General features: G+C 27.5%; 27 protein-coding genes. 2 read left to right on the top strand and 25 right to left on the bottom strand.

The window, feature by feature from the left end:
• Nucleotides 1-16: 16 nt before the first annotated feature.
• The 14 genes from rsiV (ACTG47_RS07875) to ACTG47_RS07810 form a co-directional block, all read right to left on the bottom strand.
• Entirely contained in the window at nt 17-772 is a 756-nt protein-coding gene (gene rsiV / locus ACTG47_RS07875; RefSeq protein WP_479926724.1) for an anti-sigma-V factor RsiV, read from the bottom strand.
• Between the two features lie 42 nt (nt 773-814).
• The gene (gene rsiV, locus ACTG47_RS07870) at nt 815-1,684 is read right to left on the bottom strand and encodes an anti-sigma-V factor RsiV (RefSeq protein WP_479926723.1); all 870 of its coding nucleotides are present in this window, start codon (nt 1,682-1,684) and stop codon (nt 815-817) included.
• Nucleotides 1,685-1,695: 11 nt separating this feature from the next.
• A complete protein-coding gene (locus ACTG47_RS07865; protein WP_021384362.1) occupies nt 1,696-2,178 on the bottom strand; it encodes an RNA polymerase sigma factor in 483 nt (160 codons plus the stop codon).
• Nucleotides 2,179-2,229: 51 nt separating this feature from the next.
• Nucleotides 2,230-3,186, bottom strand: a complete 957-nt coding sequence (locus tag ACTG47_RS07860; protein ID WP_479926722.1) for a peptidylprolyl isomerase — start codon at nt 3,184-3,186, stop codon at nt 2,230-2,232.
• Nucleotides 3,187-3,253: 67 nt separating this feature from the next.
• Nucleotides 3,254-4,087: a polysaccharide deacetylase family protein gene (locus ACTG47_RS07855; protein WP_169468216.1), complete on the bottom strand. Its 834-nt coding sequence runs from the start codon at nt 4,085-4,087 to the stop codon at nt 3,254-3,256.
• Nucleotides 4,088-4,637: 550 nt separating this feature from the next.
• A complete protein-coding gene (locus ACTG47_RS07850; RefSeq protein WP_479926721.1) occupies nt 4,638-5,975 on the bottom strand; it encodes an APC family permease in 1,338 nt (445 codons plus the stop codon).
• Between the two features lie 799 nt (nt 5,976-6,774).
• A complete protein-coding gene (hisIE, locus tag ACTG47_RS07845; protein WP_479926720.1) occupies nt 6,775-7,443 on the bottom strand; it encodes a bifunctional phosphoribosyl-AMP cyclohydrolase/phosphoribosyl-ATP diphosphatase HisIE in 669 nt (222 codons plus the stop codon).
• Nucleotides 7,444-7,471: 28 nt separating this feature from the next.
• Complete coding sequence (hisF, locus tag ACTG47_RS07840; RefSeq protein ID WP_479926719.1) at nt 7,472-8,230, bottom strand: imidazole glycerol phosphate synthase subunit HisF; 759 nt, start codon at nt 8,228-8,230, stop codon at nt 7,472-7,474.
• Nucleotides 8,212-8,934: a 1-(5-phosphoribosyl)-5-[(5-phosphoribosylamino)methylideneamino]imidazole-4-carboxamide isomerase gene (gene hisA, locus ACTG47_RS07835; RefSeq protein WP_479926718.1), complete on the bottom strand. Its 723-nt coding sequence runs from the start codon at nt 8,932-8,934 to the stop codon at nt 8,212-8,214. Before hisA ends, hisF begins: the two co-directional genes overlap by 19 nt.
• Complete coding sequence (hisH, locus tag ACTG47_RS07830) at nt 8,931-9,536, bottom strand: imidazole glycerol phosphate synthase subunit HisH (RefSeq protein WP_479926717.1); 606 nt, start codon at nt 9,534-9,536, stop codon at nt 8,931-8,933. Before hisH ends, hisA begins: the two co-directional genes overlap by 4 nt.
• A gap of 1 nt (nt 9,537) precedes the next feature.
• Nucleotides 9,538-10,116, bottom strand: coding sequence for an imidazoleglycerol-phosphate dehydratase HisB (gene hisB, locus ACTG47_RS07825; RefSeq protein ID WP_479926716.1), 579 nt, complete (start codon nt 10,114-10,116; stop codon nt 9,538-9,540).
• A gap of 2 nt (nt 10,117-10,118) precedes the next feature.
• Nucleotides 10,119-11,168, bottom strand: a complete 1,050-nt coding sequence (hisC, locus tag ACTG47_RS07820; protein ID WP_479926715.1) for a histidinol-phosphate transaminase — start codon at nt 11,166-11,168, stop codon at nt 10,119-10,121.
• A 27-nt stretch (nt 11,169-11,195) separates the two neighbouring features.
• On the bottom strand, nt 11,196-11,822 hold the full coding sequence (hisG, locus tag ACTG47_RS07815) for an ATP phosphoribosyltransferase (RefSeq protein ID WP_169469993.1): 627 nt from the start codon (nt 11,820-11,822) through the stop codon (nt 11,196-11,198).
• Nucleotides 11,823-11,843: 21 nt separating this feature from the next.
• The gene (locus ACTG47_RS07810; protein WP_479926714.1) at nt 11,844-12,788 is read right to left on the bottom strand and encodes an ATP phosphoribosyltransferase regulatory subunit; all 945 of its coding nucleotides are present in this window, start codon (nt 12,786-12,788) and stop codon (nt 11,844-11,846) included.
• Nucleotides 12,789-13,314: 526 nt separating this feature from the next.
• On the opposite strand from ACTG47_RS07810, the gene ACTG47_RS07805 reads away from it, so the two are divergent.
• Nucleotides 13,315-13,491, top strand: coding sequence for a hypothetical protein (locus ACTG47_RS07805; RefSeq protein WP_003420092.1), 177 nt, complete (start codon nt 13,315-13,317; stop codon nt 13,489-13,491).
• A gap of 160 nt (nt 13,492-13,651) precedes the next feature.
• Here the strand turns inward: ACTG47_RS07805 and trhA are convergent, their stop codons facing one another.
• The gene (gene trhA / locus ACTG47_RS07800) at nt 13,652-14,305 is read right to left on the bottom strand and encodes a PAQR family membrane homeostasis protein TrhA (RefSeq protein WP_479926713.1); all 654 of its coding nucleotides are present in this window, start codon (nt 14,303-14,305) and stop codon (nt 13,652-13,654) included.
• A gap of 160 nt (nt 14,306-14,465) precedes the next feature.
• Here trhA and ACTG47_RS07795 point away from each other — a divergent pair, with 160 nt between their 5' ends.
• Entirely contained in the window at nt 14,466-15,032 is a 567-nt protein-coding gene (locus ACTG47_RS07795) for a DUF1836 domain-containing protein (RefSeq protein ID WP_169469996.1), read from the top strand.
• 140 nt (nt 15,033-15,172) lie between these two features.
• Here ACTG47_RS07795 and ACTG47_RS07790 read toward each other — a convergent pair whose 3' ends face one another.
• From ACTG47_RS07790 to ACTG47_RS07745, 10 genes are all read right to left on the bottom strand, one after another.
• Nucleotides 15,173-15,382, bottom strand: a complete 210-nt coding sequence (locus ACTG47_RS07790) for a hypothetical protein (RefSeq protein ID WP_021384315.1) — start codon at nt 15,380-15,382, stop codon at nt 15,173-15,175.
• A 75-nt stretch (nt 15,383-15,457) separates the two neighbouring features.
• On the bottom strand, nt 15,458-16,111 hold the full coding sequence (locus ACTG47_RS07785) for an NAD(P)H-dependent oxidoreductase (protein ID WP_169469997.1): 654 nt from the start codon (nt 16,109-16,111) through the stop codon (nt 15,458-15,460).
• A gap of 418 nt (nt 16,112-16,529) precedes the next feature.
• On the bottom strand, nt 16,530-17,447 hold the full coding sequence (locus tag ACTG47_RS07780) for a sensor histidine kinase (RefSeq protein WP_479926712.1): 918 nt from the start codon (nt 17,445-17,447) through the stop codon (nt 16,530-16,532).
• Between the two features lies 1 nt (nt 17,448).
• Complete coding sequence (locus tag ACTG47_RS07775; protein ID WP_479926711.1) at nt 17,449-18,279, bottom strand: ABC transporter permease; 831 nt, start codon at nt 18,277-18,279, stop codon at nt 17,449-17,451.
• A complete protein-coding gene (locus tag ACTG47_RS07770; RefSeq protein ID WP_479926710.1) occupies nt 18,272-19,186 on the bottom strand; it encodes an ATP-binding cassette domain-containing protein in 915 nt (304 codons plus the stop codon). The genes ACTG47_RS07775 and ACTG47_RS07770 overlap by 8 nt, the downstream gene beginning before the upstream one ends.
• Before the next feature lie 89 nt (nt 19,187-19,275).
• Nucleotides 19,276-19,941, bottom strand: coding sequence for a response regulator transcription factor (locus ACTG47_RS07765; protein ID WP_479926709.1), 666 nt, complete (start codon nt 19,939-19,941; stop codon nt 19,276-19,278).
• Nucleotides 19,942-20,119: 178 nt separating this feature from the next.
• Complete coding sequence (locus ACTG47_RS07760; RefSeq protein ID WP_479926708.1) at nt 20,120-21,160, bottom strand: Fic family protein; 1,041 nt, start codon at nt 21,158-21,160, stop codon at nt 20,120-20,122.
• Between the two features lie 107 nt (nt 21,161-21,267).
• Entirely contained in the window at nt 21,268-22,659 is a 1,392-nt protein-coding gene (locus tag ACTG47_RS07755) for an MATE family efflux transporter (RefSeq protein WP_479926707.1), read from the bottom strand.
• 119 nt (nt 22,660-22,778) lie between these two features.
• Complete coding sequence (locus tag ACTG47_RS07750; protein WP_479926706.1) at nt 22,779-24,653, bottom strand: FtsX-like permease family protein; 1,875 nt, start codon at nt 24,651-24,653, stop codon at nt 22,779-22,781.
• The gene (locus tag ACTG47_RS07745) at nt 24,653-25,399 is read right to left on the bottom strand and encodes an ABC transporter ATP-binding protein (protein ID WP_479926705.1); all 747 of its coding nucleotides are present in this window, start codon (nt 25,397-25,399) and stop codon (nt 24,653-24,655) included. The genes ACTG47_RS07750 and ACTG47_RS07745 overlap by 1 nt, the downstream gene beginning before the upstream one ends.
• Between the last annotated feature and the right edge of the window lie 74 nt (nt 25,400-25,473).

Genomic DNA, 25,473 nt, shown 5'->3' with positions numbered 1-25,473 from the left:
AAAATCGTCTATATATCTATCTTAGGTTTTTTATTACCTTATTTGGTATCACAAATTCCACTGCTCCCATATAACCAGGTGCTACTTTATATTCATCAAAACTAATTACAAGGTTTCCATTTTTATTAATATAAAAGTCTTGATACTTACTTATAGATTCAAAATCCTTTATTGGTGAATCTTTTCCTTGGTCAATAAAATAGGATTTTGTGTCATCTTTTTTAATCTGATTTCTCATCTGCTCTTTTATATTATCACTTATAGCTCTTATATATCTACTATCTTTAAAAAATATTGGTAAATTTAATAATATTTCTCTATTTTTATCAATAGTATAATGCTTCTTAGTTACAGTTGAAGATGCTTCTATCTCTTCTTTCTTAACTTCTATAGATAGAAAATTCTTAGAGTTATTTTTAACGTTATAACTCACATTTAAGTATCTATGCCCTTTATTATTTTCTTTTTTCATTTCATTTTTAAATTCACTGTAAAGTTTTTCTCCATTTTGTAAAAACTCATTATTTAATTTATTCTCTAAATCTTTATCTTTTAAACCTTCTATTTTTGGAATGCTAATTTTAACTTCATAATTACCTTGTTTAAAACTGAGATTCTTATCATTTAAAACCTTTATTGTATTACTGTTTAGAGTCTCATTAGAGAAGTTCCCTGCAAATATAGGCTTTATATTTATTAATGATACCACTAAACAGATTGAGATTATAGCAATTTTAAATATAGATTCTTTAGGTTTTTTACATGTATTCATGTTGACCTCCTTAATATATTTATATATAAACTACTATTCAATTTACAAATCTTTTATTACTTCATATGGTATTACAAATTCTACCGCTCCCATATAACCAGGTGCTACTTCATATTCATCAAAACTGATTACCAGATTTCCATCTTTATTAATATAAAAATCTTGATATTTGTTGATTGTTTTAAAATCTTCAGCAGATAAATCTTTTTCTTGGTCTATAAAATATGATTTTGTACTATCGTTTTTAATCTGCTCTCTCATCTGTTCTTTTATATTATCACTAATAACCTTTACATATTTATCATTCTTAAAAAGCATAGGTAAAGTCAAAGCTATTTGTCTTTTCTTATCAACATTATAATGTATCTTACTAACACAGGATGATGCTTCTATCTCATTTTTTGTCATTTCTATTGAGAGGAAATCTTTAGAATTATTTTTAACACTATAACTCAAACTTAAAGACCTATGCTCTTTGTTCTTCGATAATTCTATTTTTTCCATCCTTTGCTGAAACTCATTATAAAGTCTTTTTCCATCTTCCATAAAACTACTATTTAATCGCTTTTCTAAATTTTTGTCTTTTAAACCTTGTATCTTCGGAATATCAATCTTAGCTTCATAATTTTCACTCTTTAAACTATAATTTTTTATAGTTATTACTTCTACTATTCCTCCAATTATAGGTATCTTAGAAAAATTATCTGCAAATACAGGACTTATATTTACTAATACTGTAAACATACATGCAAAAGCTATTGCAACTTTAAATCTCAATCTATTTACTTTCTTATTTTTCTCGTAATATATATTTTCTATTTTCTCATGATTTATTATAGTATCTAGTTTCTTTGGTATTGGAATTTTATGATACTCCTCTTTTAACTTATCTAACCTTTCTTTGCTTGTCATTCTTTTTATCCCTACTCTTCAATTTTTAATTTTAGTTTTTTTAAAGCAGTATATAGCCTAGTTTTAACAGTATTCACATTCTCATCCAATATTATTGCCACTTCTTCAATCTTTAAATCTTCAAAAAATCTTAATATTATAATAGATTTATACTCAATAGGTAATTCTTCTAAAGCTCTCTTTAAATCTAAATCAGTATATTTATCACATTCTCCAGTTTCATCTATATGGTCAATATCTGTCATATTATTATATTTACGGTTTTTCCTAATAAAATCTATGCTCGTTCTAACTAAAATTTTATAAAACCATGTCTTTATATAATTTACTTCTTTAATATTTTCCACTGAATATAGAGCCTTATACATGGCTTCTTGAACCACATCTAAGGCATCTTCTTCATTCTTTGTATAACTATATGCAATTCTATAAAAAGAGTCTTTATTATCGATAATATATTTCTCAACCTTCGTTCTCTTTAAACTCTTAAACATTCCTGTAAAATCTCCCTCCGATTACAGGCTAGGATTGAGTTTTTAGAAATTCTATCTGTCTATTTTCACATCTTCATTCAGTTTCTTTACATGCTCAATATACTTTTCATTTAAAATAGATTCTCTTATTAAACTCTGACACTCGTTAAAACTTTTTTGTCTTTCTCTTTTATCAGTAACTTTGACTATATGATATCCATAACTAGTTTCAAATACATTTGAAACTTCATTTTTCTTTAATTTGAATACTTCTTTTGTAAACTCAGCATTTTTGTCTTCTTTTGTAAAATATCCTAGCTGTCCTCCGTTTTTTCCAGTTGCTTTGTCATCTGAATATTTTTTAGCCAATTCTTCAAAACTTTCTCCATTTTTGATTTTAGTTAATATATTATCTGCCTCTTTCTTTAAAGCTTCTTTCTTATCTTTACTTACTTCTTTTTTGTTTTTGTCTAAAGTTGATATAAGTATCTGAGAAGCACTTACTTCTTCTACATTAAAATCCTTTTTATGTTTTGTATAATAAGATTCCATATCTACATCACTTATATTTATTCTATCTTCAAAGGCCTTCTTATTTTTATCTATGGCTAAATCTTTAGATATTTCTTGTTTTAAATATTCTTTATCAACACCTGCTTTGTCCATTTTTTCTTTGTAACTTGTATTCAAATTCATATTAGCTTCTAGTTCTTGATATTTTGAGTCTACTTCACTTTTAGTTGGAGTTAATCCTTTATCCTTAGCCTCTTGATATAAAAGTTCATTATCCACCATAAACGATATTATAACATTTTCTAATTTATTTCTACCTTTTTTATCCAAAGTTTTTTCCAATTCATCTAAAGATTGCCCATTTACATAACTATTAGTGGCAGATAAAACTGCTTTTGTTTTTTGATATTGCTCTTTTGTAATTTCCACATCATTTACTTTTGCCAAACTTTTGTTGCAACCAACCATCATTAAAGATAGTATTCCGACCATCCCTATATAAAGTTTTTTATTCAATATATCTACACCTCACTCATTTTTATTCTCAATTTTTAAAACATCAGTCAATATTCTTATATTTTAACTACTCTAAATTACGTAACCAATAATTTTTTGGTATTTGATTTTGTTCTACTGCTGCAAATTCATAACCTTCATCTGATAGGAATTTTAAAACTGAATCTAAAGCTTCTGCACTTTGTTTTTTCTCATGCATTAAAACTACAAGTTGGTCTTTATCTTCACCTTTTCTATTCTTAATATGGTCTTTCACATTTTGTACAATTTGAGCAGAATTAGATTTCCAGTCTTCTGTATCTAAGTCCCAGTCCCAAATCTTGTATCCAGCATCAACTAAAGCTTGATAAGAAGCTTGTGGTGTGTATGGTTTACTTCCATAAGGTATTCTTATTACTTTTGAATGTTTGCCAGTTATTTTGTAAAAAGTTTGGTCATTTGTATCAAATTCCTCTTTTGCTGATGTACTAGTAACATAAAGCTTATGAATATCATGTGATACACTATGGAAACCTCCTGTGTTCCCACTTTTAATTATATTTTTAACTTGTTGTGGATATTCCTTCATATTGCCATCTATCATAAAAAAAGTTGCTTTAACATTATATTTATTTAGAGTTTTTATCATCTGGTCAGTAAATTTAGATGGACCATCATCTATAGTTATGTATGCTACTTTTCCAGAACTCTTGCTTGGTCCTTTGCTAATTTCCGTTGCTGTGTTAGATACTATATCTGTAATAGTAGAACTTGACAATTTTGTATTTCTACTAATTTCGTCTTCTTTCATATTTAAAGAGCTAACTCGTATACCAACTATTATAAAAGCTAGACATACTACAATAGCACTTAAAAGTACATATAATTTCTTTCTATTTATTTTTTTCTTTTTATTTCTCATCGCTCGACCTCCAATATTACTATATTTTTACATTTATATTTTTGTAGTATTTTAGACGCAAAATTTACACTACATATATATAGACGTTGAACTTCGACAAAAAGTTTTGCTTAATTTTTAAAATTTGTTATTTTGATGATTATTATGCTGTATAATTTATGTATAATTGTATAGAATGTTGAAAATTGAGCATTATATAGTGTTTTTTACAATTAATTCTAGTTAAAATGTCATTTATAATTTTTAAAATTTATAATTTTTTTTTTATAAATTAGAAATATTAAACAAAAAATAAGTACTAAAACAATGCCATAGCACATTTTGAATGTCTACATTATGTATTTATGTTAAATAATCTTTGTTATCAAGTAAAAATTGCTAACTTTATTCATAAATCATTATATTAATTAGGTAATTTTTTCTGATTCATATAATATTCTATTATTTATAATAGAAAGATTTATTTTCCAAAAAATTAAAAATAAAATCCCAATCTATTTATAAATAGATTGGGATTTTATTTTTAACATAATTATAAAGTATTTATAAACTACTTAGACTCCCTTTTTGTCCCTTTAGTCATGTAGGCATACACTGGTAAACCTATGGCTGTTATTATAAGACCTCCTATAGATATCATAGTAGTTTTCATACCTGCAAAACATAATTGATTAACTACAACAAATATACCACTTACTATAGCTATTATTGGAACGATTGGATATAATGGTACTTTATACTCTCTTGGCATATCTGGATGAGTCTTTCTAAGTTTCATTACTCCTATAAATGTTAATACATAGAATATCCAAGTAGCAAATACTGCTAAATCAGTTAATAAGTTAAATTGACCTGATAAAGCATATATAGATGCAATAACAGATACTAATGCTATAGCATTTGCTGGAACTTGAGCAGAATTTAATTTAGAAAAAGTACTGTATTTTGGTAAAGTCTTATCTGCAGCTAGAGTATAAGCAACTCTTGAACCAGTTAATAAAAATCCATTTAATGCCCCAAATACTGAAATTAATATACCTACAGAGATTATTTTTCCACCCATTGAACCAAATATAACTTCTGCAACTGCTGATGCAGGAGAAGCATAATTTGCTAATTCATTAGCTGGTAATACCCAAAGGTATGCTAAGTTTATTATAAAATAAACAGCCATAACAACTGATAATCCACCTATTATAGCTTTTGGAAGGTCTTTTCCTGGATTCTTCATTTCTCCTGCTAAAGTACCCACATTCATCCATCCATCAAATGCAAATAATATAGCAATTAAAACCTGACCTAATACACTACCTAGACTTAATCCCTCACCAACCATAGGTGTAAGTATTGGATTGTCTCCACCACCTTTAATAAATCCAACAATCATTATCAAAATAAGTGGTATTAATTTACATATTGTAGAAACTGTTTGTATAGCTCCTCCAGTTTTTGAACCAAGCATATTCAATCCTGCAACTATTACTATAATTCCAATAGCTATTGGAAGTAACAGTGATGGACTGCCAATTAAAGCTGAAGCTTGTTCTCCAAATATAACACCTAATGCTGCCATCATACCAGGATAGAATAGTACAATTTGCATCCATCCAGTTAAAAATCCTAATTTCTCTCCATAAATTTCTTTTATATATACCATCATTCCACCAGTTTTTGGTATCGCTACTGATACCTCTGCAGCTGTAAGACCAGCTGTTATAGTTATGATTCCAGCTATTAACCATGCTAATATACCAAGACCTGGAGCTCCTCCAGTCAATGTATAAACTGCTTGTGGTTTAAAGAATACACCTGCTCCTATAACGGAACCAACAACAGTAGATAATGCTGCTGACACGCCAAGTGTCTTTTTTAGTTCATTACTTCCCATTTTCTTCCTCCTACTTAATCTTATTTAATTTTAATTTCATAGTTATATAAGCATATATTATGCCAATATTATAGACAAATAATTTTTATTATTTATTAAAATAAAATAATCTCTACTCAACTTTTGTAACCTTTTACCTTTATGATAGCTTAAAACTCTAAAAAATCATAAATTCAAATCTAATGATGTTTCTTAAAAGTAATTATATTTTTTATATTGTATAATATACATTGTATATTTATAACAAGTAAAATAGATTGTACTTATTAAGTTGAAATCGTTTTAAATTTTTTGCAATAAAATTTCATTATTTTTTTTAAACATTGTATTTTTCTTTCTGTAATTTCCAAATTTAAATGTCTTTTATAAATAGTATGACTTTTACTCATTTTATAGTCTATTTTATAATAATAAATAATTTGACAATTTATTATAACCCAACTTAAACTAGAAATCAAAACTAATAGTTTATTTTTTAATAAAAAAATAAAATATTAGTTTTGAAAACGTTTTTTAAGTATTTATATTTAACTCTATTTTTTTATAAAACCTCTATTTTTATTACTATTTTTTAATATAAAAATTATTTTCATATTATTTTACTTAAATATAATTAGATAATTGTATTTTTTCTAAAATAAATAATGAAATATAATTATTTTATTAATAAATTGTATATATAATAAATTACATTAAGATATTTACATATTACTCTACACATTAAAAATAGGCAATAAGAAAATATACCACTTTTTATAAAAAGCGATATATTTTCTTATTACCTATCAATCCATTTTTTTTATTTTCTTCTGTTAAGTAACTCTTTTTTTATTTCATCAATTTTAACATCTTTTTCTATCATCAAGACCAATGTATGATACACTAAATCGCTAATTTCATAAATAAGTTCACTTTTATCAGTATTCTTTGACGCTATAATTACTTCACTACTTTCTTCACCAACTTTTTTAAGGATTTTATCTATACCTTTGTCAAATAGATAATTAGTATAAGAACCTTCAATAGGATTATTTTTTCTTTCATTTATTAAATTATATAATTCTTTCAATATACTTTTTTCTACTTCAGATTCCACTTTATCAGTGTCATCAAACAAATCTCTATAAAAACAAGAATAGTTTCCTGTGTGGCAAGCTACACCAGTTTGCTCCACTAAAAGTAATATAGTATCCACATCGCAATCATAAGATATCTTAACAACTTTCTGAGTATTTCCAGATGTCTCACCTTTAATCCAAAGTTCTTGTCTACTTCTGCTAAAATAACAAGCTACTTTATCTTTTAATGTTTTCTTTATAGCATCCTCATTCATATATGCCAACATTAGCACATCTTTACTCACTACATCTTGAACAACAACAGGAACTAAACCCTTATCATCAAATTTTACACCTTTTATAAATTCATATATTTCCTCACTGTATACATTGCTACATTTATTTTCCATCTTTTCAACCCCCTCTTAGATATCTTGCTTATAATCTTACTTCTACACCCATGTTTTTTAAATATTTCTTCAAATCATTTATTTTTATTTCTCCAAAATGGAATACAGATGCTGCTAAAATTCCATCCACATTAGATTCCTTTACAGCCTCATAAAAATCTTCCATTTTACCAGCACCACCTGATGCTATAACAGGTACATTCACCAAAGAAGTTATTTCTGATAACAATTCTATATCATATCCATTTTTCATTCCATCTTCATCCATACTATTCACAACGATTTCCCCTGCTCCAAGTTCTACACCCTTAACAGCCCACTCAATTGCATCAAGACCAGTCTTTTCTCTACCACCTTTTACATAGACACTCCATGAACCTTCTTCATTTTTCTTTGCATCTATTGATAAAACAACACACTGTGCTCCAAATTTCAATGACGCTTCCCTTATTAATTCAGGATTTTTGACTGCTGATGAATTTATAGAAACTTTATCAGCTCCTTTTCTTAAAATATCAGTAAAATCTTCTAACCTATTTACTCCTCCACCAACACAGAATGGTATATTTATATTTTCTGCAACTTTTGTTACAAATTCTAACGATGTCTTTCTGTCCTCATTTGATGCAGTTATATCATAAAATACAAGTTCATCTGCACCACAATCACTATAAAACTTCCCAAGTACTTCTGGACTGTCAACATCTACTATGTCTTTGAATTTTTTACCTTTTACAACTCTTCCATTTCTTACATCTAAACATGGTATTATTCTTCTAGTAAGCATAATTGTTGTGCCTCCTTAAAGTCTATCTTTTTGTCATAAAGTGCCTTACCTATTATTGCACCATATAAGTTCATATCTCTCAATCTTCTAACATCGTCTATAGAAGTTACTCCTCCTGAAGCAATAACATTTAGTGATGTTTCATTTGATATTTTTTCATATATATCAAAATTTGGACCTTGTAACATTCCATCTTTTGATATATCTGTATAAACAATGGTTTGTACACCCATATTTTCAAGTTGTTTACACAATGTTAAGGAATCTACATTACTTACAACTTCCCAACCTCTAACTGCTACCTTTCCATCTTTGGCATCTATAGAGACCACAATTTTTTCTTTATATTCTTGTACCAATTCTTCAACTAAATTTAAATTTTCAATAGCTATACTGCCCAATATTACTCTAGTAACACCAGCTTTTACTAAACTCTGAACTTTTTCCTTATCTCTAACTCCACCACCTACTTGAATAGGTATATCTATATTGTTTGCTATCTTTTCAATTGTTTCTGTATTTACACCAAATTCACTTCTAGCTCCATTTAAATCTACTATATGTATATATTCTGCTCCTTCATCTTTCCATTTGTTAGCTACCTCTAATGGATTATCATAATATACATTTACTTTATCAAAATCACCTTGAGTAAGTCTCACACACTTGTTATCCTTTATATCTATTGCTGGAAATATTATCATTTTATCATCTCCCCATATGCTTTTAATATATTTAATCCTACTTCTCCACTTTTTTCTGGATGAAATTGTATACCATATACATTATTTTTTCTAACAATAGCAGGAATTTTCTTTTCATACTCTGAAAATGCAATAAGTTCTTCATTTGACGAATTTGCATAATATGAGTGAACAAAGTATACATAGTCATCTTCCTTAATATATTTAAGTATATCATCATCTTCTTTATTAAATTTTAGATTATTCCATCCCATATGTGGCACTTTTAAACTTATATCTAATTTATCAATACTACCTTTTATAAGTCCCAACCCTTCGTATTCTCCATACTCATAACTTTTCTCATAAAGTAATTGCATCCCTAAACATATACCTATCAGAAATTTTCCTTTTGAAGCATGTTCTCTTAATATTGGTATCAATCCTAGTTTATCTAGAGCATTTATAGAATCTCTAAAAGCTCCAACACCTGGAAGTATAAGTGAATTCGCCTGCTTAATTTCATTTATATCACTAGAAATTTTAGTTTCTATTCCAGCTTTTTTAAAACCTCTAGACACAGAATCTATATTTCCAAGACCATAATCTACTATTATATTCATTCTACAAAACCCCCTTTGAAGATGCTATCTCATTGGAAATTATTTCACTTCCTTCTTTTAAAGCTCTTGCAAAAGCTTTAAATATACTTTCTATCTTATGATGGTCATTTTCTCCATATAAAAGATTAATATGTAGTGTTACTCTAGATTCATTTACAAAAGCTCTAAAAAATTCTTTAAAACACTGAGTACTCATATTCCCAATCATTTGAGTATCAAATTTAGCATTAAATACAAGGTATGGTCTATTACTTATATCTACTGCTACCATTGATAGAGACTCATCCATAGGTATATATATATTAGAATATCTTCTTATTCCTTTTTTATCACCTAAAGCACTTTTAAATGCTTCACCTATGGCTATACCTATATCTTCAACACTATGATGGTCATCTACATATATATCACCTTTACAAAGCACCTTTAAATCAAACTTGCCATGAAATGCCATCAATGTAAGCATATGGTCTAAAAATCCTATTCCAGTATCTATTTCAGCTTTACCAGAACCATCGATATTTAGTTCTACTGAAATTTGTGTTTCAAGAGTATTTCTTTCTATCCTCCAAATTCTCATACCTATTTCTCCTTTTTCAAAATATCTCTTATAGCATCCATAAATATAGCATTTTCTTCTTTATCACCAATTGTAACTCTATAATAATTTTTTAACTTTCCACTAAATTCTCTTATTAGCACATCTCTATCAATAAGTTTTTGTGATAGATTTTCAATTTCAGAATAGAACAATATAAAATTTGCTTGTGATTCATATGCCTTTATTCCTATATCAATCATTTCTTTATATAAAACTTTTCTCTCTTCTTTAACTTCATTTATGTAGGCTTTTACTACATCTTTATTTCTAAGAGCTCTTGTAGCAATAAAATCTGATAATGAATTTAAATTATATGGAGGTCTTACCTTTTCAACAGAACCTATTAGACTACTATTAGATAGCATATATCCTGTTCTTATTCCAGCCAGTCCAAATGCCTTTGATAAAGTTCTAAGAACTATTAGATTTTCATACTTAAAAACATCACTCAACATACTTTCTTCTCCAAAATCCATATATGCTTCGTCCAAAACTACTAAACTATTAGTTGAATCTAAAAGTTTTATTATATCTTTTCTCTTTAATATTGTTCCAGTTGGATTATTTGGATTACATACAATTACTATTTTAGGATTGTTTTCTTTTACCTTTTCAATTACATTATCTATATTTATAACTAAATTTTCGTCACTTTCAACACCTATAAACTTAGAGCCATTTATTTGACTATATATAGAATACATGCTAAAACTTGGAGAGAAACTTAATATCACTTCATCTTTATCCACAAAAGTGTGTATTATCAAATCAATTATTTCACTTGAACCATTTCCTACCAAAAGATTTTTCTTACCCACTCCAGGAATATTTATATAATCTATTATAGACTTTTTCAATTCACTATAAGAATCTTCAGGATATAAATTTAAATCTATATCACTATTAGAAATCTCTTTAATAAGATACTTAAACAATTTCTTGCTGCCTTCATTTGCATCAAGTTTTACTTTGCAATTTACATGGTTTGGTTCATATCCCTTTAACTCTCTTATACTTTCTTTTTCTCTCAACTTAAACTCCTCCTTCTTAATCATATTTTAGTTATCTAGTTCTTCAAATAAACGAATTATATTTTGAATTTGTTCATATTTAAATCTATAACTAGCTCTATTTGATATAATTCTAGCACTTATATCACATATATCTTCCAATATTTCAAGACCATTTGCTTTAAGTGTATTGCCTGTTTCAACTATGTCTACAATTACATCTGACAATCCCACTATTGGGGCTAATTCTACAGAACCATTTAATTTTATTACTTCAATTTTTTGGCCCTTTTCCTTAAAATATTTTTTAGCTATATTTGGATACTTTGTCGCTACTTTTAGATATTCATCTTCTCTATATATACTATCACCCTTTAATCCTGCTACAGCAAATTTACACTTACCAAAACCCAAGTCATATATTTCATATACATCTGTTTCATTCTCTAAAATAGTATCTTTTCCTGCTATTCCAAGGTCTGCTACTCCCTTTTCAACATATGTAACTACATCTGATGGCTTGACATGTATATATATTATCTTATTTTCTTCATCTTTAAAGATTAACTTTCTTGTATCTGTGTCTATACTATCTCCCAGACCCATTTTTTTAAATTTTTTAAATGATTCTCCTTCTATTCTTCCTTTTGCTAGTGCTATAGTCAAATAATCCAAAATAATCTCTCCTTTTAAATCTTATTTATATACATATTTCATTAATTCATCAACACTTAAGGTAAATCCAATAGCTGGAATTTCTTTTCCATATTCTTTAGTTAAAGAATCATATCTTCCACCACTCAAAATCTCTTTATATGAGTTTGGATAGTAACCTCTAAACATAATACCTTCATAATAATCGAGCATTGTAATCATTGATAAATCAAATTTGGCTTTATCTAAAAAGTTACACTCTTCAATTAAGTTATTTATTTGTTTTAATTCTTCAAGTGCTTGTCTCATCTTATCATTACAATAGAAGTTTTTTGATTTCTCAATAACATCGTATAAATTTCCTTGTAAGCTTAAAATATTTGATAATAATTCCTTCACTTCATTTTTAATCTTTAACTCTTCAATATATAGTTTTAATTCATGAGTGTTTTTCGTATACAATAAATTTTTAATTTGATTTTCACAATCCTTATTTAAATTTAATTCATCTAATAAACCATTAATATACTTGCTACTCCCAACTTCTAATATAAACTTATTGTTATATTTTTCAAGTATCTTAAGAGCTAGTTTTACTACTTCTCTATCTGCTTCTACAGAAGATTCTCCTAGACATTCGCAACCTATCTGTCTTATCTCTTTTATTCCAACTGTATTTTTATTTTTATATATTGATGAATTATAAAAAAGTTTAAGCTTTAAACCATCTTCCCATCTTGGCACAAGGCTTTTTATTATACTTGTAGTTATATCAGCTCTAAGTACCATTACTTTTCCATTTACAACCTTTACCATTGATTCTTCTGGAATTTTATTATTAATACTTGTAAACTCATCGTATTCTTCAAATAATTGTGGCTCTATTTGAAAATATTCTTCGTCTAAAAAAAGTTTATCTATTTCTCTCTTTAATTTATATCTTTTTTTAGAATAAATGACTTCATCTTCAATCCTCAAAAACTTCATATTATCACCCTTTTCATAAAAATTGCTATTCCCTTTGTAAATTTAAAACAATAAAAAGCCATATAGGCTTTATACCTATATGGCTATAATTTTCTCTTAAAATTACTCCCCATCATAGATACAAGACCAATTACACTAAAAACAGGGCTTGTGTCTATGAATTAATTTCATATTACAATCCCTTTAATCTATGATGATGGTGATGATTTAACTTTATATTTAATTTTAATGTATTTAATCTCACCATGATAATTTCCTCCCAAGTAATTTTTATTAATATTCTAAATTTACAGTTTTTTGTTACTATTAATAATAATATACTTTTCAAAAATTGGCAATAGTTATTTGTAAAATTGAATAAAATATTTTATATAGATTTTTTGTTTGTACAATTATAAATTTAATCTTTACCTAATTTGGAAATTTTATGTATAAAAAATGAAATTTCGGGAAAAATTGTAATAATTTAAAAAAACTTATTAAAATATAGTATAATAAGTATATCTTAATGTAAAGGGATGATTTTATGTATAAATATGATGACTATGTAAATTTAACAAATGATTTAGATTTACCTGTAGAAATTAGAAATAAATGTGTTAGAATTGTTAGTGTTTCAGAGAATTTAGAGGACATAATTATAGTACATAAATTCAAACTATATGTCGTAAATGAGAAGTACATTAAAGGAATTATGGAATAGACATTTTGAATGTACTATTTTTATCAAAAGTTATTATAAATAGAATTTAATATTTATAATAAGGAACTGTCTTATTGTAGAAAATACAATCTATATAAGACAGTTCCATTTTATTCATTGTAGAATTTTAGTATCAATCAATTAATTAAACCTTTTAAAATTATAAAACATACAATAAAACAGCTAAAAAGTGAAATAAAGAACCTATCATAATAAAAATATGAAAGATTTCATGAAAACCAAATTCAGGATTTATATTAGGCTTCTTAATAATATAAATAATTGCACCTATAGAATAGGATATACCTTCCATAATCAACAATTTAAGACAATCTTTAGGTATTGAATTAAACGCATTTATATCAAAAACAATTGCCCAACCCATAAGTAAATATATACTTGTAGACAACCATCTAGGTGCATCCATCCAAAAGATTTTTATTATTATACCAATAAAGGCTACTATCCATATTGCTGTAACAAATATTATGCCTTCTTTTTTTTCCATAAAACTAAGACATATTGGTGTATAAGAACCAGCAATTAATACATAAATCATTGCATGGTCTACTTTTCTAAAAAACAATTCTTGTTCTGGTGTTCCTTTTAAAAAATGATAATATGAGCTTGCACTATATAGAGCAATTAAGGACAACCCAAATATTGATACAGATACTATCATCAAAAGAGAAGTTTCTTGCAATATTACAGATTGAAACACTAAAATTATAGTTGCTAAAAGAGATAAACAAGCCCCTATAAAGTGAGTTAAACTACTTATTGGGTCTCTACCCTTCAAAAAAAATTGATACATTTCGTCCTCCTACAATTATGTATTTTAAAAATCACATTTATCAATATAGTTTTAATTACTATATCATAGATTTAATTATACCACTTTATATTTTTTTTACAACACTTAATATTGTTTTATTTTCTAATTTATTGTATTATATACATTATGGAGGTAGCATATGATGAATAATGAACTTAATACTATAATACTAGAAACACTAGATAATGCTGATATAACTTCAAATGATATTCCCTCTATCGACTTATACATGGACCAAATTATTTCTTTAATTGACAACAAACTTTCTGCCAATAAGAGATTTGAGAGCGACAAAATTCTTACTAAAACTATGATAAACAATTACAGTAAAGAGGGATTAATCAAACCTATTAAGGGAAAAAAGTATACTAAAGAACAAATTTTACAAATGATAATAATTTATTCAATGAAAAATACACTTACAATACAAGAAATTAAAAGAATCTTACATGGTGTGTATGAAAAAGATGACTTCAATGAAGAAAATTTAGTTAGTTGTTATGAAAAATTCATGTCTATAAAAGAAAATCAAAGAAAGAATATACCAAACTTTATAGAATCTAATTTTGAAGATATCAGAATAAATCTAGAAAATAAAGATGATTTGTTGATAGCTTTATTGAGTTTGACTTCAATGGCTGACCAATTAAAAAGTATTTCCGAAAAATTAGTAGATACCTATTTCCCAGATATTTCTAAAAAATAATTTCAATAAAGTAAGACTGAAAATAAATATTAAAATACAATAGTACTTAAATCACTCTTCATTGTATACAATATAATTTTCAGTCTAAATATTAATACTTTCTATTTTTAATTCTTTCTAATAATTTCCATGTTAAGGTTCTACAAATTTAATTTTATCCTATTTAAATTTTGACAATGTGAACAGTTTAAATTAACTTGGATTTGTTTATACCCTATGAAAACGGCTTGTTTTAATATACCAGTGCCATCATCTATCATAACTACATTGTCTTTTATCTCTACACAGAAATTATTTTCTTGATTACACCAATAACAATCATACTTTTCATTACTTTTTTCTTCTCGCATGATTCTCGCCTCCTTCAATATAAGTTTCTACATTAAAAGAGGTTTTTCCTTTATATTTTTAATAAAATATTATAACTAAAACTTCATAGAATCTATTATGCCTTCTATCTTTTCAGATGCTTTCTCTATTGCACTTTGTCTTTCCTCTTCACTAGTTCCAGTTCCATCTACTAATAACTCATCAAATTTCTTAATTCCTATAAATTTCATGATACTTTCTACATAATTTAATCCTTTATTCATAACTGGTTTTAATACCCATGGTATGTGTCCACCTGAAGATTGTATATACACCATACTTCTATCAATATCATTTAAAATCCCTTGTGGCTTATCATTACCTTCAAATGATATAGTTTTTCCATCTTGAATTATGCAGTCTATATATTCTTTAAGTGGTGCTGGAAAAGACAAACTCCACATAGGTGCTGCTATTACGTATACACTTGCACTTACAAATTGGTCACAAAGACTTCTAATCTTCGTAAGCTCTTTTCTATCTTTATCATCCAACTTCTTAGCATCTTCTTCATTAACTATGCAATTTCTCTTTTCAAAGTACTGATATTCAAGTCTTGGTATATGTTCTTTATAAAGGTCTATCTCTTCAACCTCAAAATCCTTGTTTTCTTCCATAAATTTATTTATAAATTTTCTTGCTACAGTTTTACTTGAAGACAAGTCCTCAGGTTTTGAATTTACATTTATATATAATAATTTTTTCTTCATAAGCTCACTCCTAAGATTATTTTTATATTATTATTTCACAAATATAACCATTCTATTCTGTTACTGACTTATAAAATAAATAGCGATTCAAATTTAAATAATCTTAAAAGTAAAAAACAAGAAAATATTATGTGTATTAATTACAAGAAAATATTAAAAATATTAAAAAATAGCAAAAAATTCTTTGAGAAAAACAAGTAGTCAACATCAGTTATTGTTAGCTTTCCGCCATTGAATTTTGTCAGTTCTATTTCTCCAATCGCTTAGTATATAAATTGCTTAAACATTGACTAAATGCACCTGCTTGTATTTCAGACAAAAGAACAATTTATGAAAACTATGTCAACTCTAATTTTATTACAGGTTTTATTGACACAAACAGAGCAGTTTATCCATTCTGTTTGCTCCAAATCCTTCCTTAATTATCAGAATCATCATCTATCTGAATAAAGACATTTAATTTCCCATTTTTATATTTAGCATATATTATTCCGTTCATTTGCTCAATCAGTATTTTCGAAATAGACAATCCAAGACCTGTTGACTTTCTTGCATTTTCGACTGTATAAAAACGGTCAAAAAGTCTTTCAACCTCCACTTCACTCAATCCAGAAGCAGTATTAGAAAAAATAATTTTTCCTGTATTAGTCAAAATAATCTCCAAATCGCCATCACTATATTTAATTGCATTATTGATGAGGTTTGAGAAAATACGAGATAATGCAGCCTGATTAACTTTTCGGATAATTTTATTCTCGGTTATACAAATTCTCGGTGTTATTTTTCTCTCCTGTAAGGCTGCATAAAAACCTACTATACTTTCTTCCAAGATGCCGTTTACTTCAACAGATTCTACATGATTGTCGTATTCTGGAGATGTAATGACTGAATAATGGAACAATTCTTCCGTAAGTTGTTTTAAGACTTTGGTACGGTTTTTAATAATCTCAATATAACGCTCTGCCATTTCGCTCTTTTCCACATTATCAAGCAAATCCAAATAACCACTAATTGCTGTAAGTGGTGTACGCAAATCGTGCGAAATATTAGTAACTGCACTTTTTAATTCCATATCTCCTTGTAAATAACGATGTCGTTGTTTTCGCAGTTCTCTAAGCTGAATATTTATGTCATTTGCAAGATGTCTTATTGTCTTATCTCTTGATGAAATGGTAATTAGTGTATTGGTGTCACTCTTTAGCCGTGCCCAAAGCTCTTCGCTGATTTCCATAGCAGATTTTCGCATTAAGATAATTTTGATACTTAATACAATTACAATAAAGAACAAAATGAAACATAAGAATACAAGCCAAATCACAATACCACCTCTTTTCAATTTATTTTATATCTTTTCGCTTAAATGAATTCACACCAACGCCAGTTGTTATAAGAATAATTATTCCCGAATATGAAGATAACATATAAGGATTTGATACCTGCATACATGTAAATTGAACTACTTGTCCTCCAGGAAGAAAATTATAAAAGAATTCGTATGCTTTACGCTTAGTTCCCTCTAAATATTTAGGATTTGGTGTATCTACATCATACAGTGGTGAGCCATTTGTCGAAGTATTTGCAGGAATCATTTTTGGTTCATTATATAAACTTGAAAACATTCCTGTTCCAATAATTAACAAAACCAAAGAAATAACAATTGCAGTTATGGAAGCAGTTGTTTTATTTTGTATCAACATAGAAAATAAACAAAAAATAGAACAAAGAGCAACTGCCAAAAAGTACACACAGACAATTAAAATTAGAATTACTCCTTTGTCATTGCCAAAATCACCCAAAAGATGTCCTCCAATACAAATATGCATGATAAAGAAAGTTGAACATAGTATAATGCTTGCAGTTGCAACTGTAAACAAATTAGATAGATAAATAGAAGCTCGGGAATGACCTGCTATAATCTTATTCCTTATCGTTCCATCACTATATTCCGTTCCAATAAATAAACTACATAATATAGCAGATACAATAGATATGAGGATTGCACAATAAAATAATGTATCATCAATTTTGTATCTTGTATTATATTGTATCATTTCCTTATATCGCATAACAGGCATAAATACACCCATAATCAACATAAAAAGTAAACTTCCCCAAAACAATTTGCTTTTCCAAAGACGAGAAAAATTTGCAGATAACAATTTATTCATTCTTAGCACCTCCTACAAGATTGATATAGTAGTTTTCCAAACTTTCATCACGTTCTTGCATTGATATAACTTCACAATTTTGTGCTAAAAGTTTTAATGTCAATTCAGTCACACTAATTTCACCATAAATATCAGCTTCACTGTCTGACAAAATGCTATACTCCATTCTGAGGTCATCTAATACTCTGCTTAACACTTTAGTATCAGTTACGGTTAAATGAATACATTTACGACAGGTCATTTCTAAATCAGTTGCACTGATTTCCTTCACTATCAGACCTTTATCAATAAATCCAAAATATGTTGCAAGTTTGGATAACTCATCAAGAATATGACTTGAAATCAACACTGTAATTCCACGTTCACGATTGAGGTTTAAGATAAGCTCCCTTATTTCAACAATTCCCTGTGGATCTAATCCATTTATAGGCTCATCTAAAACAAGAAAATCAGGGTCACCAGCAAGAGCAATCGCAATACCTAATCTTTGACGCATACCAAGAGAAAAATTCTTTGCTTTTTTCTTACTTGTATTCTCAAGACCAACAAGTTTCAGTGTATCGGATATGCCATCAAATGATGGAAGCCCAAGAACACGGTACTGTTCTTTCAGATTATCCTCAGCAGTCATTTCGAGGTAAATAGATGGTGTTTCCACTACTGCACCCATTCTGCGACGAGATTTAACAATTTCTTTCTGCTTATTGCCAATACTGTAAATAGAATATTCGCCCTCTGTCGGCTCTTGCAGCCCACAAATCAGACGAATTAAAGTTGTTTTGCCAGCACCATTTTTACCAACAAAACCATAGATTGCTCCTTTCGGAACACTCATAGTTATTCCATTCAACGCTTTATAGTTTCCATAGTACTTTTTCAAAGTATTTGTTTTAAGAACATACTCCATAGTTTTACCTCCTTGTATTTGATACTGTTATTTTATTCCCAAATAGTAAAGAAAACAGTAAAGGAAACAGTAAAAAAATGGTAAAGATTTTATTTTGATTTCATTTTAAAACCTATTCCCCAAACCGCTTCTATATAATCTTTTCCATCTACATCACGAAGTTTCTTGCGAAGATTACTCATGTGCATTTTTAATGAGCTTTCTGTACAATCAGGAGTATCTTCACTGATGCGGTCAAGCAGAGTAGATTTTGTGATAATCTGCTTCGAGTTTTGAATTAACAGTTTCAAAATTGCATATTCCGTCCTAGTCAATTTAATTTCAGTATCTTTTACCATAACCTTGTGCGTATCAGTGTCAAGTTCAATTTCCTCAAAAGTCAAAATCACTGCTTTTCCAAGAATATCAAAATTGCGAAGATGCACAGTAATTCGAGCTAATAATTCCTTTGTATTAAAAGGCTTTGTTACATAATCAACTGCACCACCAAGCAAGAGGTCAATCTTATTATCCACATCAACCTTTGCACTCATAATAATCACTGGAATACCTTTTATACGTGGTAACACTTCTTCACCACTTAATCCTGGCAACATTAAATCAAGAAGCACAAGGTCTGGTTTCATCTGTGAAAATACAAGTACTGCTTCAGTACCAGAGTATGCACGTGTGACATTATACCCATCATTAGTAAGCATTTCTTCAAGTAAATTTCCAATATGTAAATCATCATCAATAATCAATATAGTTTTCAAAGTCAATCATCTCCATTCTTTAATCTTACATTTTTAAGTTTCTCTGCATCTTTTAGTATTACTGACATATGACCAAGTTTTGAATGGTTATGTAATGCTCTATTACTGTCAATACTATGATATGTGTAATTTTAATAAAAATGGTATAGTGTTAAAACACTATACCATCACAATTATTTTAATATTTTTTCTTCCATTTTGCGCTTCTGCCTCTTGCAACAACCTCTATCTTATCTTGCTTTCTTAAATTGTTAAAAACTCTATTTATTGTAGGCTCTGGAATATCAGGACATAAATCTCTTATATCTTCTTTTGTAAAATATCCAAGAGTAGAATTTATTATTTTTTCTATTCTACTAGTCTTTGTTTGTCTCTTCTTATCAGATATATTTAAACTATCATCCAACTTCTCATATGCAGTCAATATTGTTTCTAAAAAGTACTCAATCCACGCATTCATATCTGATTTTTCACTACCTATGGACGATTTCAAATAATTTAAATTACTGTAATACTCATATGAACTATCATCAAATATTTTTCCTAAACTTATATATCTTCCAACTTCATATCCATTTTTATTTAGCAACAATAGGATAAGTACTCTCGCCATTTTTATATTACCTTCTTTGAATGGATGTATCAATATGAAATCTAACACAAATGCCGAAATTAATATTAATATATCAATTTCATCTTCCTCCATCAATGTATTATAAGCTTCACATATTTCTTCTACAGCTTTTTCAACTTTATTTACACTTGAATCAATGCTTACGAATTCACCACATTTTAAATTGTGTTCAATAAAATCATTGTCTGATTTGTAGCTTCCTCCTCTAGTAGATGAAAATTTATATAAGTATCCATGAAGCTCAAGAATTGTTTGTGAACTTATTGGAATACTCTCATAAGCACTATTAATAGTTTTTACTACGTCTCTGTATTCAACAATACTCAATTCTTCTCTACTTCTAGGTGTAACTTCATTACTTATTAATTTTTCTAAATTAAAATTACTACTATCTCTTTGATTTCCAATGTATGTAGATTCTGAACAATCTACTAAAGACTTTTTCTCTAATCTTTCTAAAATTTCTTTTGGTTGTTTTTTGTAAAGCAGTTGTCTACCCTTATATTCATTTATCTTAGACAACATTCTTGCTACATTCATGTTTACATACATATTTTTTAATTTGCTTTTCTTTGTAAATTCCATAAAATCACTCCATAATTAGAATTTCTCTTATCCTTGACAGCGGTTTTATTTTATCATATAATTGTACTTTTTGCAATTTGTTGCTCAATTATCTGAATTTATATTTTTTATTCAGTTGTTATCTCATTTAAATTTTCACTTTCATTTAATCTTTCACTCTTAGGAGTGTATCTTTTTAACTCTCTAAATACAACTACACCTGTGATTACAGTAGCTATAAAGTCAGATACTGGTTGAGCTGTCCATACACCCTGTAGACCTAAGAATGTAGGAAGAATTAGTACTGCTGGTATCAATAAAATTACTTGTCTTAAAAGACTCAATAACATTGCCATTTTGGCTTTTCCTATAGATTGTATAAAATTTGTTCCTGTAACTGATAAGCCTACAATTGGCAACATAAGTAAGTATATTCTTAAACCACTAACAGATATATTCATAAGCTCAGGGTCTTTATTGAATATTCCTATAATTGCTTCAGGGAAAACCATGATTACTACCATACCCATACATAAAATTATAGTAGCTACTACTAATGAACCTAAATATGCTTTTTTAACCCTATCATATTTTTCAGCTCCATAATTGAAACCTATAATAGGTTGCGCTCCTTGATTTATTCCAAAGATAGGCATCAAAAATACCATTGCGATAGAAGAAATTGTAGCCATAGCCCCTATAGCTAAATCCCCACCATGAGTTTTAAGTGCAATATTTGATATGACTTGAACCAAACTTGCTGCAAGTTGCATTGCAAATGGAGACATACCTATTGCAAATACTGCTTTTATTAGTTTTTTATCTAATTTTAGATTAGATTTACTAAATCGTAAGTTTGATTTTCCACTTATATAATATCCTATAGTTAAAACAGCTGTAAGAGCTTGAGAAGTTATTGTAGCAATTGCAGCCCCTTGTATCCCTAAATTGAATCCAAATATTAATATCCAATCTAAAACTATATTAGTTAAACATCCTACTATCATTATTCCTGCTGAAATTTTAGGGCTACCATCAGCTCTTATCGAGTGGTTTAAAGAAAAGGAAAGAAGATTTACTACTGTACCTAATAATATGATATTTATATATGATTTTGCATATATAAGGGTATTTTCACTTGCTCCAAATAATGTAAGTATCTTATTTGCAAATAAGATTCCAAGTATCATTATAATAATTCCTGTTATTACAGATAATGTCATTGCATTTCCTATAAGTTTTCTTGCCTCTTCTACTTTACCTTGCCCAAGTTTTATTGATATGGTAGTAGTTGTTCCTATACCTATCAACATACCAAATGCAAGTATTATTGTCATTATCGGCATCGTGACACCAAGACCTGTTATTGCAAGTGGTCCAACTCCTGGTATATTTCCAATAAAAATTCTATCTACTACATTATATAAACTATTTACCAACATACCTATTATTGCTGGTATAGAATATTTAAGTAGTAATTTGCTAATTCGTTCTGTTCCTAATAATTGTTGATTTTCCATCAAGTCTCCTCCTTCTTCTAATATTCAATTTTCCACATATTACAAGGGAGGTGCAAAAGCCCTCCCTTAATATTAACTACTTTTTAAATATTAATTTTATATATCTATTATATACCACTTTAATCAAAAAACCAAACTTTTCTAATATAAAATTTTTTTAACAGATAAAAATAAAGTGTATATATAGATGAGAGCACTAGTAATATACCCAGATTTTCTAAGTTAAAACTACTATTTAATATATTATTTAAAAAGAATAGACAAAGTATGGTATTTGCAATTGCTATAAAATATGGTATGAAAAATAATGTACCTATCTCTATACTAACAATTTTATTCATGTTTTTAAAAGATAGACCTATTTTTGATAGGTTTTTGTATTTAACTTTATCATATGGCTCGTCTGTATATAATCTAAAATATAAAAAACTTAAAACTCCCATAAAAAGTATTACGCCTATAAAAATGCCCATAAATTGTAGAATTTTGCTTTGTTGTAATTCCACTAAATACATATCTGGTAAAGTTAAAAAATATGATTTATTATATTCTCTATCCAAATTGAAGTATTTTTCTTTTAAGTTTTCAGTTATATTCCCACTAGTTTGCCAGTTATTATAATCAAATCCATAAAAATTCATTTTTGAAAATTCATTTTTTATATCATTATATAAACTATCATTTATAACTATAATTTTATTGAACATTCCAGTAGGAAAAATTATATTATTTGATGATTTTTTTATTTTTAGATTTACTTTTTTTATATTATAGTCTTTTAATTGTTTTAGAAAATTTATATGTTCTTTTGAATTGCTACCAGGAATTAATATACCTTCATCTTTTTTTAGAGTCACTTCATCTAATTTTAATTGTCTTGACAATTCATTATAATGTCTTACGCTTAATATTGCTTCTCTATTATGTTTAAGTATAGGAAAACCCAGTTCCTTATAATCATATCCTTTAATTGTCTTTCTAATTTGTTGCAATTCTTCATATTCTTTCTCATTATTATCTTCCGAGAAATATGAGTAAACCATTGGGAAATTATTTTTAGAAGATTCTCCTTGAGAACTTACAAGTGTTGAAGTTGTTGTAAATGCTACTAAAATAGCTGACAAAAGTATTGTCATTAAAAATAATAATCGTGTATTATCTTTTAATTTGTACATCAGATTACTTATAAGCAACATATTCACTTTATTTTTATAAAAAGTTTCTTTATTTTTTAAATACTTTAACATTAAAATTATAAATTGAGAAAAAAATAAAAATGTACCTAAAGTGATTAGCAACGTTATTGTATACATATCTCCATTTATTTTTAACTTATTACCAAATAATATCATGGCATATCCTATTATAAGACATACTATACAAATTATTCCAAGTAACTTTGAAGTCTTTATATCTTTTTTAGGCTTTCTTGTTCCTACTAAAAGCTCTAAAACATTATTCTTATTCAATAACTTTAAGCTCAGTGGTCCTGTTATTAAAAATAAAATTGTAAAACATATGACTGTAATCAATATTGCTTTCACTGGAAAATAAATTGCTGTTAAATTTATATAAAATAATTTACTTAAATACAATAAAAACAATTTAGAGACCGATAAACCAAGCAATATCCCTACTATTATTGCTAAAGAACCTATTATCAAGTTTTCAATTAATATCAATCTTTTTAATTGTCTATTACTCATTCCAATTATCATCAATATTCCAAAATCTTTTAATCTATATTTCAAGAAATTTCCTAGAGAATACAATATAAAAAGTAAACTAAATCCTAGTATTATTAATTCTGAAACCATAAGAGCCATAAATGCAGTAGAACCACTTTGAATTCCTGAACCTGTTATAATTGGATGAAACATAGATACAGCAAAGACAAAAAATATCATTATAGAAAAAACTGAGCTTAAAAAATATGCTAAATAGGCCCTAAAGTTTCTAACTATATTATTATAAGCAAAATTTCTAAACCCCACTATCTTGCACCTCCTATTTGAGACAGTACAGATAATATTTCCTCATAAAAAGAAGTACTGCTTTCAGATTTTTTTATTTCTGTATATACACATCCATCCTTTATAAAAATTACTCTATCTGAGTAACTTGCACTATATGCTTCATGAGTTACCATAAGTGTGGTTACACTTTGCTCTTTGTTTATCTTAGTAAATAATCTTAGAACATCATCAGTAGATTTTGAGTCAAGATTTCCAGTTGGTTCATCTGCAAGCAATAGTGATGGTCTATTTATAATTGCTCTAGCAATAGCACACCTTTGAGCTTGACCTCCTGAAATCTCATAAATTCTTCTATCTAAAAGTTTATCAATCCCTAAAAATTTAGCTATATTTATGGTTTGTCTATTCATATCTTTAACATTTGCACCATCTAATGTAAGTGGCAACATGATATTTTCTCCAACAGTTAGAGTATCAATTAAGTTGAAATCCTGAAATACAAAACCAAGTTGCTTTCTTCTAAATTCTGAAAGCTTTTCTCCTTCTAATTTACTTATATCATATCCATCCAATATAACTTTACCTTCACTCTGTTTGTCAACTGTAGATATTATATTTAAAAGAGTAGATTTACCACTTCCAGATGGACCCATAACAGTTACAAATTCTCCCTTTTCTATATTTATATTAACTTTATCTAAGGCTTTAAATGGTACCTTACCACAATATGTTTTTGATATATTTTTAATACTTAATATATTCATTTTATATTCTCCATAATTTTTTTATTTTTACTACAATACTATATTATCGTGAACATACTACTTTAACCATAAAA

Source organism: Clostridioides sp. LIBA-6622 (assembly GCF_056716095.1).
This window is presented reverse-complemented; position numbering and strand designations above follow the sequence as displayed.

Excerpts from the sequence above, each read along its gene's own strand:
- hisH (WP_479926717.1), bottom strand. The coding sequence starts at position 9,536 with ATGAATATAATAGTAGATTATGGTCTTGGAAATATAGATTCTGTGTCT.
- ACTG47_RS07785 (WP_169469997.1), bottom strand. The coding sequence starts at position 16,111 with ATGAAGAAAAAATTATTATATATAAATGTAAATTCAAAACCTGAGGAC.
- ACTG47_RS07865 (WP_021384362.1), bottom strand. The coding sequence starts at position 2,178 with ATGTTTAAGAGTTTAAAGAGAACGAAGGTTGAGAAATATATTATCGAT.
- ACTG47_RS07805 (WP_003420092.1), top strand. The coding sequence starts at position 13,315 with ATGTATAAATATGATGACTATGTAAATTTAACAAATGATTTAGATTTA.
- ACTG47_RS07770 (WP_479926710.1), bottom strand. The coding sequence starts at position 19,186 with ATGGAGTATGTTCTTAAAACAAATACTTTGAAAAAGTACTATGGAAAC.
- ACTG47_RS07855 (WP_169468216.1), bottom strand. The coding sequence starts at position 4,087 with ATGAGAAATAAAAAGAAAAAAATAAATAGAAAGAAATTATATGTACTT.
- ACTG47_RS07795 (WP_169469996.1), top strand. The coding sequence starts at position 14,466 with ATGATGAATAATGAACTTAATACTATAATACTAGAAACACTAGATAAT.
- ACTG47_RS07790 (WP_021384315.1), bottom strand. The coding sequence starts at position 15,382 with ATGCGAGAAGAAAAAAGTAATGAAAAGTATGATTGTTATTGGTGTAAT.
- ACTG47_RS07850 (WP_479926721.1), bottom strand. The coding sequence starts at position 5,975 with ATGGGAAGTAATGAACTAAAAAAGACACTTGGCGTGTCAGCAGCATTA.
- ACTG47_RS07775 (WP_479926711.1), bottom strand. The coding sequence starts at position 18,279 with ATGAATAAATTGTTATCTGCAAATTTTTCTCGTCTTTGGAAAAGCAAA.
- ACTG47_RS07745 (WP_479926705.1), bottom strand. The coding sequence starts at position 25,399 with ATGAATATATTAAGTATTAAAAATATATCAAAAACATATTGTGGTAAG.
- rsiV (WP_479926724.1), bottom strand. The coding sequence starts at position 772 with ATGAATACATGTAAAAAACCTAAAGAATCTATATTTAAAATTGCTATA.
- rsiV (WP_479926723.1), bottom strand. The coding sequence starts at position 1,684 with ATGACAAGCAAAGAAAGGTTAGATAAGTTAAAAGAGGAGTATCATAAA.
- ACTG47_RS07760 (WP_479926708.1), bottom strand. The coding sequence starts at position 21,160 with ATGGAATTTACAAAGAAAAGCAAATTAAAAAATATGTATGTAAACATG.
- trhA (WP_479926713.1), bottom strand. The coding sequence starts at position 14,305 with ATGTATCAATTTTTTTTGAAGGGTAGAGACCCAATAAGTAGTTTAACT.
- hisA (WP_479926718.1), bottom strand. The coding sequence starts at position 8,934 with ATGATAATATTTCCAGCAATAGATATAAAGGATAACAAGTGTGTGAGA.
- hisB (WP_479926716.1), bottom strand. The coding sequence starts at position 10,116 with ATGAGAATTTGGAGGATAGAAAGAAATACTCTTGAAACACAAATTTCA.
- hisF (WP_479926719.1), bottom strand. The coding sequence starts at position 8,230 with ATGCTTACTAGAAGAATAATACCATGTTTAGATGTAAGAAATGGAAGA.
- ACTG47_RS07755 (WP_479926707.1), bottom strand. The coding sequence starts at position 22,659 with ATGGAAAATCAACAATTATTAGGAACAGAACGAATTAGCAAATTACTA.
- ACTG47_RS07810 (WP_479926714.1), bottom strand. The coding sequence starts at position 12,788 with ATGAAGTTTTTGAGGATTGAAGATGAAGTCATTTATTCTAAAAAAAGA.
- hisIE (WP_479926720.1), bottom strand. The coding sequence starts at position 7,443 with ATGGAAAATAAATGTAGCAATGTATACAGTGAGGAAATATATGAATTT.